General features: G+C 59.1%; 8 protein-coding genes and 2 pseudogenes. 7 read left to right on the top strand and 3 right to left on the bottom strand.

Annotated features, from left to right (window positions below; translation table 11 throughout):
• Positions 1-91: 91 nt before the first annotated feature.
• The 4 genes and pseudogenes from PMI31_RS07895 to PMI31_RS29815 form a co-directional block, all read left to right on the top strand.
• Positions 92-316 (top strand): annotated as a pseudogene (locus PMI31_RS07895) (DUF3313 family protein); the annotation flags it as partial.
• Positions 317-377: 61 nt separating this feature from the next.
• Positions 378-806, top strand: coding sequence for a hypothetical protein (locus PMI31_RS07890; RefSeq protein WP_008017349.1), 429 nt, complete (start codon positions 378-380; stop codon positions 804-806).
• A gap of 15 nt (positions 807-821) precedes the next feature.
• Positions 822-1,280: a glycine zipper 2TM domain-containing protein gene (locus PMI31_RS07885; RefSeq protein ID WP_008017348.1), complete on the top strand. Its 459-nt coding sequence runs from the start codon at positions 822-824 to the stop codon at positions 1,278-1,280.
• A gap of 98 nt (positions 1,281-1,378) precedes the next feature.
• Positions 1,379-1,531 (top strand): annotated as a pseudogene (locus PMI31_RS29815) (GMC oxidoreductase); the annotation flags it as partial.
• A 424-nt stretch (positions 1,532-1,955) separates the two neighbouring features.
• Here PMI31_RS29815 and PMI31_RS07880 read toward each other — a convergent pair.
• A complete protein-coding gene (locus PMI31_RS07880; RefSeq protein WP_008017347.1) occupies positions 1,956-2,255 on the bottom strand; it encodes a hypothetical protein in 300 nt (99 codons plus the stop codon).
• Between the two features lie 209 nt (positions 2,256-2,464).
• On the bottom strand, positions 2,465-3,106 hold the full coding sequence (locus tag PMI31_RS07875; protein ID WP_008017345.1) for a response regulator: 642 nt from the start codon (positions 3,104-3,106) through the stop codon (positions 2,465-2,467).
• A gap of 221 nt (positions 3,107-3,327) precedes the next feature.
• Between PMI31_RS07875 and PMI31_RS07870 the strand changes: the two genes are divergently transcribed.
• The 3 genes from PMI31_RS07870 to PMI31_RS07860 all read left to right on the top strand — a co-directional run bounded on the left by PMI31_RS07870 (position 3,328) and on the right by PMI31_RS07860 (position 10,411).
• Positions 3,328-8,202, top strand: coding sequence for a HAMP domain-containing protein (locus tag PMI31_RS07870; RefSeq protein ID WP_008017344.1), 4,875 nt, complete (start codon positions 3,328-3,330; stop codon positions 8,200-8,202).
• A 30-nt stretch (positions 8,203-8,232) separates the two neighbouring features.
• The gene (locus PMI31_RS07865) at positions 8,233-9,372 is read left to right on the top strand and encodes an ATP-binding response regulator (protein ID WP_238539271.1); all 1,140 of its coding nucleotides are present in this window, start codon (positions 8,233-8,235) and stop codon (positions 9,370-9,372) included.
• 145 nt (positions 9,373-9,517) lie between these two features.
• Positions 9,518-10,411 carry a LysR family transcriptional regulator gene (locus PMI31_RS07860; protein WP_008017340.1) on the top strand — a complete coding sequence of 298 codons (894 nt, stop codon included), beginning with the start codon at positions 9,518-9,520 and terminating at the stop codon, positions 10,409-10,411.
• On the opposite strand, the gene PMI31_RS07855 is transcribed toward PMI31_RS07860, so the two are convergent.
• On the bottom strand, positions 10,399-11,571 hold the full coding sequence (locus tag PMI31_RS07855; protein WP_008017339.1) for a (R)-mandelonitrile lyase: 1,173 nt from the start codon (positions 11,569-11,571) through the stop codon (positions 10,399-10,401). The two genes, PMI31_RS07860 and PMI31_RS07855, sit on opposite strands and share 13 nt — an antisense overlap.
• Positions 11,572-11,580: the final 9 nt, after the last annotated feature.

Here is an 11,580-nt window from a genome sequence, read left to right as displayed (position 1 = left end):
GAACATGACCTGGCGATTCTGAAGCATTACCACCGAAAAATACGACTTCGTCCATGGAGGACTCACCACTATGAACCTGTCCCGAAACCTGCTCGCCGGAGCCACACAGGCCGCCACTGGTCATCGGGACCAGGACACCAACCTGTTCATCGAAGCCGAGTTCATCGACGCAAGAACCAATCAGACTGTAGCCAAAGTCGTTCGTAAGGTTTTTGGCAGCCAGCTGTCGAACGAGAGTCAGAAGATCACCATGCAAGACTTCAAGGCCGCAATCGACAAATTGAACACGGACCTCTGGGCGTTTATCCGCAGTTGAGTGCTGTTGTACCCGCCAACCCAGGTTGGCTTGAATAAATCTCAAAAAGGGGATTACTGCTATGTGGACCTGTTTATTGTTTCAATTTTCAAGATTGCGCAGCCCGATACTCACCACCGCACTCATCGCCAGTGTGCTCGCGCTGGGTGCCTGCGCGACGGTGGATGCGCAGACGACCGCGTACGTCGGGGTTGAACACCCCGCGCCAACCCTGGCCAGCGAAGTTCAGATCACGCGCGTAGCACCCACCCGACCTTTTGTGCGGCTAGGTGAAATCCTGATCGACGCCAGCATTGACCCGGCGCCACCCATTACTCAAGTCGAAGAGAAACTGCGTGAACAAGCAGCGACGCTGGGAGCAGACGCGGTAGTCGTGGTTTACGACCAAATCCAGCCCGTGGCCGCGTATGTGTCCGGGCCACTGTGGAGCCGTGACATTAATACGATCCAGGGACGCAAACTCAAAGGCATTGCGATCAAATACCAATGAAAGAGGTGCACAACAATGAAAGCTATCTTGTCCTGGCTCACGCTCGCGTTAGCGACCGTACTGATCAGTGCCTGCTCCGCTGTGGGATCAACCAATGGCGGTGCCGGTGAAACCGAAATTCGCTCAGGGAAGATCGAGCAGATATCACTGACGCAGATGCAGACCAATCACGACAGTGGCGTAGGCGCCGTACTCGGCGGCCTTGGCGGACTCGGTATCGGCAGCCTGATCGGTCGCGGCACCGGGCGCGATGTCGCCATGGTAGCAGGCGCGCTCGCCGGAGCTGTTGGCGGCAATTACGCAGAGAAGAAAAAGTACGACCAACCTGTCGAGGCACAACAGATCATCGTGCGGGTCAAAAGTGGCGTACTGGTATCGGTGACCCAACCTATCAATCCGTCTCTGGGTAAAGGCATGAACGTTTATATCGAGGGTTCAGGTAATGATGCACGAGTGGTACCGCAAGGCGGTTAAAGTCTGAAACATGAGCCGGTTTCATTCGAGCAACTGGCGACGCCTGGCGCCGGCGACATGAAAAACCAGCGCCGACAAGCGCGATTGAACGCACTCAAGCAGTGGTGGATAGCCAATTACGAGTGCATGGGATCGAGGGGCTTCTCGCGGTAGATGCCTCAATCATGCCGCCCCTGGTGGGAGGTAATACCAATGCCGCCTCAATCATGATCGCCGAACGCGCCGCCAACTGGCTGTCTGCGAGCGGTTGAATCCACGGTTGTTTTCAGACGGTCACCACAGGCAGCAAACGGCCAGAACCGGCCACTCAGGCAGGGCTGCAAACTCTGGGTGGTTCAACCTGCTGGCTTGAGCGTCTCCCGAAGTTCCGCCCATTTCAACAGTGCATCCAGTGCGGGACAAAACGCCTGCCCTACTCTGTCATCCGATACTCCACCTTGGGTGGTACTTGCACATACGCGCTGCTTCACCAGGGATGCCACCGTGCGCGACGAAGGCCAGACGTACAAGGGGTTGGAGGTCATCAAGTCCTGGAAGAAAACCTCACAGGACAAGCCGCAACCAGGGAGGCTGCGGCCGTTCGGATGCTGAGTTGAGCGCCGGACCGGGGAAGTTTCGCTGCCGGCCGACCATAGAGAAATATCAATTACCCGCAGTCGTCAGTGAGCCAGGCATCTATCGTTTCCCCTTCAAGGAGACTACGGAAAGATAAGCACCCCAAAGTAGACCACACACGGCAAGCATCAGCTCCGGATTGAAAATGTTCTGATCGACCGGCGCCACTCGGATTTCGCTATAAAGGCACAAGGCGCCAGCGATCAACGCCATAAAATAGTTGGTCCGGGTTCTGGTCCGGCGCAACAACAGAACCTTTTTCAGACCCTCGTCTTTCCATTCTTGAAGGGGCATGCTTTGGATTTCTTCCAGCAATACCACACCCCACAGCAACGCGCATAACCAGTAGCCAATCATCATGTAGTCCTCCAGTTGGAACTTTGATTCAACATGAATGCAGCGCGTACTCCGCGCTCAACTTACGAATTTTGCAGAGCGGTAACTATGCTTGAGTTGAACGAACCACACTATCGACGTTAGCTGGACATCGTTGTGGAGATATCAGCCAAGAGTTTGTAGTGTTTCCACTACAAGCAGGCTGGATCGACTGCGTCGAATGGCAAGGCGTTCTAGGTTAGCAGGCCGTTTTCGAGTGCATAGCGGGCCAGTTTCGCATTGCTGTCCATCCCTGTTTTTTCCAGGATGCGTGCCCGGTATGTCGTGACGGTACTCGGGCTCAAGTGCAATATCTGGGCGATGCGGACAATTCTCTCGCCTGCTGCGAGCAGCTTGAGTACTTCAAGTTCCCGGTCGGACAGTGCTTCGTGGGGGGCCGCGTCGCCTCTACCGATAGCGTTGACCAGTTTTTCTGCCAGCTCAGGGCTGACGTGCTTGCCGCCTGAGGCCACCTTGCGCACTGCCGCAACCAGGGTGGCTGCGGAAATATCCTTGGTGAGGTAGCCCGCAGCGCCGTGCTTGATGGCGCGCAACGCATAGGCCTCGACCGAATGCATGCTCAACATCAGAACGGCGAGCCTGGGCTTCTCCGCACGCATGAGCTTGAGGAGCTGGAGGCCGGTCTTGTCGGGCAGCTGGATATCGACCAGCGCCACGTCGAAATCCTGCTCCCGGATCAGGAGCATTGCGCCCTGTGCCGTCTCTGCTTCACCCGTTACTTCGATCTCGCCGGCGGTCTCCAGCATGCGTCGCACGCCGTTGCGCACGATGCTGTGATCATCCACCAGCAAGACTCTGATTTTTTGCTCAGGCATCTGTATTTTCCATTCGTACCCGCACTAACCCAGCGGCCAGTGACCGGCAAGCCACGGAATCGGCTGCAGAGCTTGACGTTAGCAGGCCGCGATTGCATTGCAAAATGACAATTTCCCCAGGATCCGGGGCATTGCGCCAACCTTGCTAGTATTCCCTAAGCTGACGCTCGGTTTTCAGCCTGGGAAACACTGCATGGCATCAACTTTGACTGGACACAGACATGGTCACAGTAACGACACCGATCGAAGTTTTCGACATGAAGACGTTGCTGGCAGCGCTGAAGGCGTTGCGCAAAGGTGACTTCACTACGCGTATGCCGGAAGACTGGACCGGCATGCCGGGCAAGATCGCCGACACGCTCAACGAAATCATCGACATGGCGGCCGACACCACCACCGAATTCGAACGCGTGGCGCGATTGATCGGCAAGCAGGGCAAGGTCGATGAGCGTATCGAATTGCCGATGTTGAAAGGCTCATGGCAAAAGATCATCAACTCGAGCAATGCGCTCACCGGCGACCTCATCAGCCCGATGAACGAGATCATTCGCGTTGTCGGCTCGGTGGCCGAGGGTAATCTGAGCCAGCAGGTACCGCCGGTACTCAACGGCCTGAAACTGCGGGGCCAGTTCCTCAAATCCGCCGAGATCGTGAACACCATGGTGACGCGACTGGGCTCCTTCGCTTCCGAGGTGACCCGGGTGGCGCGCGAAGTCGGCACTGAAGGGATTCTCGGTGGGCAGGCCAATGTCAAAGGGGTGTCCGGCACCTGGAGAGATCTGACCGACTCCGTCAACGACATGGCCGCCAACCTGACCACCCAGATGCGCAACATCGCTTACGTGACGACCGCGGTGGCCAAAGGCGATCTGGGCAAGACGATTACCGTCGAAGCCAGGGGTGAGATTCTCGAGTTGAAAAACACCATCAACACGATGGTCGGCCAGCTCTCGAGCTTCGCTGCGGAGGTGACCCGCGTGGCGCTGGAAGTCGGGACCGAAGGCAAGTTGGGCGGTCAGGCCGAAGTGCGCGACGTATCAGGCACCTGGCGCGACCTGACCGAATCGGTCAACGGCATGGCGGCCAACCTGACCACCCAGGTGCGCAACCTCGCACAGGTGACGACGGCGGTGGCGCGTGGCGACCTCGGCAAGAAAATTACCGTTGAAGCCAAGGGCGAGATTCTCGAACTGAAAAACACCATCAACACGATGGTCGACCAGCTCTCCAGCTTCGCCGCGGAGGTGACACGCGTGGCGCTGGAAGTCGGTACCGAAGGCAAACTGGGTGGACAAGCCGAAGTGACCGGCGTATCCGGTACCTGGAAGGACCTGACCAATTCGGTCAATGGCATGGCGGCCAACCTGACCACCCAGGTGCGCAACATTGCCGACGTGACCACGGCGGTGGCCAACGGCGACCTGTCGCGCAAGATCACAGCCGAAGCGAAAGGTGAAATTCTCCAGCTCAAGGAAACCATCAACACAATGGTCGACCAGCTCTCGACCTTTGCCGACGAAGTGACGCGCATGGCACGCGAAGTCGGGACTGACGGCAAGCTCGGTGGCCAGGCCAAGGTGGCGGGTGTCGGTGGCACCTGGAAAGACCTGACCGACTCGGTCAACAGCATGGCGGCCAACCTGACCAATCAGGTGCGCAACATCGCCGATGTGACGACAGCGGTGGCCAAAGGCAACCTGGGGCGCAAGATTACCGTGGAGGCCAAGGGCGAAATCATGGAGCTGAAGAACACCATCAACACCATGGTGGACCAGCTCAATAGCTTTGCCGCCGAAGTGACGCGGGTGGCGCGCGAAGTCGGCACCGAAGGAAAGCTCGGCGGACAGGCACAGGTGCAAGGCGTGTCCGGCACCTGGAAGGATTTGACCGAAAACGTGAACTTCATGGCGGCCAACCTGACCAGCCAGGTGCGAGGCATCGCGAAAGTGGTGACCGCGGTAGCCAACGGCGACATGAAGAAGAAACTGACACTGGAAGCCAAGGGCGAGATCGCCGAACTGGCCGACACCATCAACGGCATGACCGATACGCTGGCGCTGTTCTCCGACCAGGTGACCTCGGTGGCGCGTGAAGTGGGCGTCGAAGGCAAGCTGGGCGGACAGGCCAACGTGCCGGGCGCTGCCGGCACCTGGCGCGACCTGACCGACAACGTGAACGGTCTGGCGGCCAACCTGACCAATCAGGTGCGCGCAATTGCCGACGTGGCGACTGCCGTGACCAAGGGCGATCTGACCCGTTACGTGGAGGTGGAAGCAAAGGGTGAAGTGGCGGAATTGAAGGACAACGTCAACGAGATGATCCGCAACCTGCGGGAAACCACGCGGCAGAACGCGGAACAGGATTGGCTCAAGACCAATCTCGCGAAATTTACCCGCCTGCTGCAGGGCCAGCGCGATCTGGCGGCTGTCTCCAAGATGGTGCTGTCGGAACTGGCTCCGCTGATCAACGCCCAGCACGGTGTGTTCTACATGATGAACGAGAGCCCGCCCGATCCTGCGAAACTCAAACTGCTGTCGGCTTATGCGTACAAGGGCAACATCAATGTGAACGATGAGTGGCGGCTTGGCGAGGGCCTGGTCGGGCAATGCGCTTACGAGAAGCGGCGCATCCTGTTGACCGACGTACCCGCAAATTACGTCGCGATTTCATCGGGACTGGGTGCGGCCGCTCCGCTGAATATCATCGTGTTGCCGATCCTGTTCGAGAACAAGGTCAAGGCCGTCGTCGAAATGGCTTCGTTCACGCGCTACAGCATCATTCATCAAACCTTCCTTGATCAGCTTGCTGAATCGATTGGTATCGTGCTCAACACGATCGAAGCCAATATGCGTACCGAGGAACTGCTCAAGCAGTCGCAATCGCTGGCGCAGGAGTTGCAAAGGCAACAGGAAGAATTGCGCCAGACCAACGAGGAACTGGAGGACAAGGCAGGAATGCTCGCGGAGCAGAAAGCCGAAGTCGAGCGCAAGAACCGCGAAGTCGAAATCACCAAGCTGTCGCTGGAGGAGAAGGCGGAGCAGTTGATGCTGACCTCGAAGTACAAGTCCGAATTCCTCTCCAGCATGTCCCATGAGCTCAGGACGCCATTGAACAGCTTGCTGATCCTGGCCCAGCAGCTCAGCGAAAACGCGCAACACAATCTCACGCCCAGGCAGGTTGAATATGCCAAGACCATCCGTAGCGCGGGCAAAGACCTGCTGGAGCTGATCGACGAGATTCTCTATCTGTCCAAGATCGAGTCGGGTACGGTCACACTGGATCTGAATGAAGCACTGTTCGCCGATCTGCACGACCAGATCGAACGCACCTTCCGGCCGGTCGCCGAAAGCCGGGGCCTGACCTTCACGATTGAACTGGCGCCTACCCTGCCCCCCGTCATCTGGACCGACGAAAAGCGCCTGCTGCAGGTGGTCAAGAACCTGCTGTCCAACGCCTTCAAGTTCACAGAGCAAGGCAGCGTCAAGATCAGCATCGAACCCGCTGTGTCCGGGTGGAGCGTGGATCACAGCGAACTGAATCACGCCGATGCGGTGGTCGCCTTCGTGGTCACCGACACCGGCATTGGCGTCTCTGCCGGCAAGCAGAAACTCATCTTCGAGGCGTTCCAGCAAGCAGACACCGGAACCTCACGAAAATACGGCGGCACCGGCCTCGGTCTGTCGATCAGTCGCGAGCTCGCACACCGGCTGGGCGGTGAGCTGCGGCTGATCGCCGGTGAGATCGGCAAGGGCAGTATTTTCGCGCTGTACGTGCCCTTGCGCACACCGGATACCCGGCGTCAGTCGCTAGACGAATCAGCGACAGAGGCAGAGACAGAGGCAGTACCTGACCAGGTCAGGCGCGACCTCATGCCAGGCCCGTCTGCACAGATACTGGACGACCGCGAGTCTATCCAACCCGGGGACCAGGTGCTGCTGATGCTCGAGGGCGACGCCCGGTTCGCCAGCATTCTGCTCGAGGCCGCGCGCCAGAAGGGGTTCAAGGCTATCGTCACGACCCGTGGCGCGGATGCACTGGAGCTTGTCGAGCGCTTCAAACCCGCCGCGATCACCCTGGACCCGGGCCTGACAGACATCGATGGCTGGTTGCTACTCGAGCAGTTGAAACGCAATTTCGCCACGCGTCACATCCCGGTCCAGATCATCTCGATCACTGACGACCGCACCCGCGGGCTGCGCTATGGCGCTTTCGACTACCTGCTCAAGCCGGTCACAGCCGACGAGATTCAAAATGCGCTGGTCGGCATCGTGGCATTCGCACGGCGCAAGACCCGGAGTCTGCTGCTCGTCGACGGTGACGAAGGCAGCCGCGCCCGCATCCTCGATCTACTCGGCAATAGCGACGTGAAGATCGCAGCGACCGACAGCTGCGCTGAAGCCTTGAAGAAACTGGCAAAGAAACGCTACGACTGCATGGCAATCAACCTCAAACTGCCCGACGCATCCGGTATCAGCTTTCTCGAGGCGTTGCAGGAAGACCACGCCATGCGTGAATTGCCGATTGTCGTCTATGGTGCGCAGACACTGACCAAGCCGGAACACGAGCGATTCAGGACACTGCTCGGCAAGGGCGTCATCAAGGCGGTTCAATCCCCCGAGCGCATACTCGACGAAACCGCGCTGTTTCTACACCGCGTCGTAGCCAGGCTGCCGCAGACCCAACGCAGGATGCTGGAAAAACTCTATGAGGGCTCGGACAGTCTGGAGGGTAAAAAGGCCCTGGTGGTCGACGATGACGTGCGCAATATCTTTGCCCTGACCAGCGTGCTCGAGTGCAACAAAATGCTGGTGACCACGGCCGAAAACGGCCGAACCGCCATAGAACTGCTGCAGCAGCAGCCCGATACCGACATCGTCCTGATGGACATCATGATGCCCGAGATGGATGGCTTTGAAACCATGCGCCAGATCCGTACATTCAAAAGATTTGAAACCCTGCCCATGATTGCGCTGACGGCCAAGGCGATGATGGGTGACCGTGAAAAGTGCATCGAGGCAGGCGCATCGGACTATGTCAGCAAGCCGGTGGATACCGACCAGTTGCTGTCACTGATACGCAAATGGCTCTATCGATGACGCTGCGGGCGCCAGCACAAACCGAGTGGCATGAATATGCAGCAGGAACCCCCGGTACTCAAAGACACAGCCCAGGTGCGGCAACCGCTCCCGCCTGATGGCGTGCCTGCATCGGTGTTGCTGGTGGATGACAATCCCGCCAAGCTTACGGCGCTGGCCGCGGTGATTGCCGACATGGGCCTGGATGTTGCCACGGCGACGTCCGGGCGCGAGGCGCTGCGCCTGCTGTTGCAGCGCGACTTCGCAGTCATCCTGCTCGACGTGAAAATGCCCGTGATGGACGGTTTTGAAACCGCGGCACTGATTCACGGCCGCCCGAAATCGGCCCACACGCCCATCATCTTCGTCACAGCCGAGGCCGATACGGATACCGAGCGCTTCCGCGGTTATACGTACGGCGCAGTGGATTACATCTTCTCGCCGATTGTGGCCGAGGTTCTTCGCGCCAAGATCCGGGTGTTTGTCGACCTGTTCTACCTGCAGCGCAAACTGACGATGCAGGCCGAAGAATTACTGCAATCGAAGCTGCTGCTGCGTGAACTGGCCTCCTATCAGGAGCACATCAAGGAAGAAGAGCGAAAGCGGATCGCACGCGATATCCATGACGAGCTGGGACAGAGTCTGCTGGCGTTGCGAATCGATGTCTCCATGTTGCAGGCGCGCACCAGTACCACGCACCCCAAGCTCAACGAAAAGGTCAGCGATGCGCTGAATCACCTCGATACAGCGATCCGCAGTGTCCGCAGTATCATCAATGAACTTCGGCCGCCCGTACTCGATCTGGGATTGCAGGCAGCGATCGAGTGGCAACTTGAAGAGTTCCGCCAGCGCAGCGCGGTCGATTGCACGATGTCGGTGAAAGACCAGACTTTCCGTTGCGAACTGAATGAAAAATCCGCCACGACACTGTTCCGCATCGTGCAGGAATCGCTGTCGAACATTGCCCGGCACGCGCAAGCGACACAGGTGCATATCGAACTCTACAGGGAAGGTCGACGGCTTTGCCTGCAGATCAAAGACAATGGCGTAGGCATGACCGATCGCAAAAAACTGAACTCGTTCGGGCTGGTGGGGATGAAGGAACGCATCAGCATGCTGGGCGGGGAATTCACGATCGACAGCGCACCGCACAAAGGAACGAGATTGACGATATCGCTGCCACTCGACTGACCCGGATGGCATTGAAATGCTATGGCTCGGGCCCTTCGGACGGGCCAACCAGGGTCGGTATTTTTTATCTTCTCTCCCCCAAGAGACCGGACGATCAATCGCACAGATGGCATAATCGCAAACTGTCTATAACAGGGACGCATGAATGACCGTCGAAAGCTATGACCAACTCGCGATCTTCTCGGCCGTGGCCCAAGAGCGCAGTTTCACCCGCGCCGCCGCCAGGCTGGGCATGTCTCAACCGGCCTTGAGCCGGGCGATGCGTCAGTTGGAAGAGCGACTGGGGGTCAGGTTGCTTGCTCGCACCACTCGAAGCGTCTCACCCACCGAAGCCGGCGAGCATTTGCTGCGGGTGATCGCTCCCCGGCTCGAAGAAATCGACAGTGAGCTGGCGTTGCTCAGCAAGTTCCGCGACAAACCGGCCGGCAAATTGCGCATCACGGCGGGTGAGCACTCGGCGATTACGCTGTTGCATCCGGTGCTGGCGAAGCTGCTTCCCGATAATCCCGATCTCAATATCGAAATCATCGTCGACTACGGCTTGACCGACATCGTCGCGGAAGGCTTCGATGCCGGTGTTCGCCTGGGCGAACAAGTCGCCAAGGACATGATCGCGATGCGCATCGGCCCTGACATGCGGATGGCGGTGGTTGGCTCCCCGGCGTATTTCACCCGATACCCCAGGCCGGTCATTCCCAGTGACCTCATGGTGCACAACTGCATCACCCTGCGCATGCCGACTTACGGCGGCCTGTTCCTCTGGGAATTCGAAAAGGACGGGCAAGAACTGAAAGTACGGGTCGAGGGCCAACTGGTATTCAACAACATCGCCATGCGCCTGGAGGCCGCCCTCCAGGGACTGGGACTGGCCTATATGCCGGAGGACCTGGTATTGGAGCATGTCGCGCAAGGTCGGTTGGTTCAGGTGCTCAAAGACTGGTGCGAACCCTTCTCTGGCTACCACCTCTACTATCCGAGCCGGCGCCAAAGCTCACCGGCCTTCACCTTGCTGCGCGAAGCCCTGCGCTATTTGGGTTGATTGGCCTGGACACTGTCCAGCGCTTCAGCGGCACGCTTGGCCGCGGCGGCATCACCCTGGTCAGCCAGCAGTTGAACCAGCTGACGTAACTGCGCAGCCGTCAGGCCGACCCGCAGGCTGGCAGCCATGTGCGAGCGCAGTTGCGGCTCGACACCGGGAGTGACGGCTAAAGCCGCGACGGTGGCCAGTTCACGACTTTGCCAGTCCAGGTTGTCGCGCTCGAAGATGTCGCCAAACAGGTGCGCCTGCAAGTACTGGTTGATGACGGGAACGAAGTCGAACAACGGGCCCTGCACCGGCGCCCCGGCGATTCGCGTCTGATTGGCTTTGCCCGCCGCCAGCAGTTCATCGCCGACGGGAATGCCCCGACCGGGCTCGCGCCCCGGATCGTCCTGAACGCCGCGTCGCTTGCGTGCCTCGACCACCTTCATCAGCTCGCCGAGTGCATTGAGGCTGCGTGGAAAACCGCTGTAGGCGTAGAGTTGCACCAGAATTTCCTTCGCCTCGCTGACCGTCAGGCCGGCATCCAGCCCTTGATTCAATGCGCTATCGAGCCCGGACATGTTGCTCGTGGCCATGGCGGCGGCCATCAACGGGATGGCCTGTTGCCTGGCGGACAGCGTCTCGGACAGAGGTTGCGCCGCAGGCTTGGCTTGCGTTACCTGCGAACCTTGGGCGTTGTATTGCTCGTCGGTCACTTTCTCCAGCCATTGCACACTCTTGCCATCCACCGAGCCAGTCACGGCCAGGTGCGTCATGGCGCTCGTCGGAGCGGCGCCATGCCAGTGCTTGACGCCCGGAGGGCAGACGATCACGTCACCCGGGCGGATTTCCTGCATCGGCTTGCCCCATTCCTGGACCCTTCCCACGCCGGAAGTCACCACCAATCGCTGTCCTGCTGGATGGGTATGCCAGGCCGAGCGCGCGCCCGCTTCGAAGCTGACATAAGCACCCGAAGCACTGATCTCGTCCGTGGCGGGGAACAAGGGATCGACGCGTACCCGCCCGGTGAAGTAGTCCGTGGGTCCCGCAACCGAAGTCTGAGTGCCCGCCCGGCTGATCTGCTGCGCGGTCCGGGATTCACTGGCATTGCCTGCACCGGCGGCGTCGGCAAAAGGCGCCGCGGCGCACACCGCGATGCCTATCAAGGTGTTCTTCATGAGGACATA

Origin of the sequence: Pseudomonas sp. GM55 (assembly GCF_000282395.1) — a bacterium.
In the GTDB taxonomy this organism is placed as follows: Bacteria; Pseudomonadota; Gammaproteobacteria; order Pseudomonadales; family Pseudomonadaceae; genus Aquipseudomonas; species Aquipseudomonas fluorescens_CC.
This window is presented reverse-complemented; position numbering and strand designations above follow the sequence as displayed.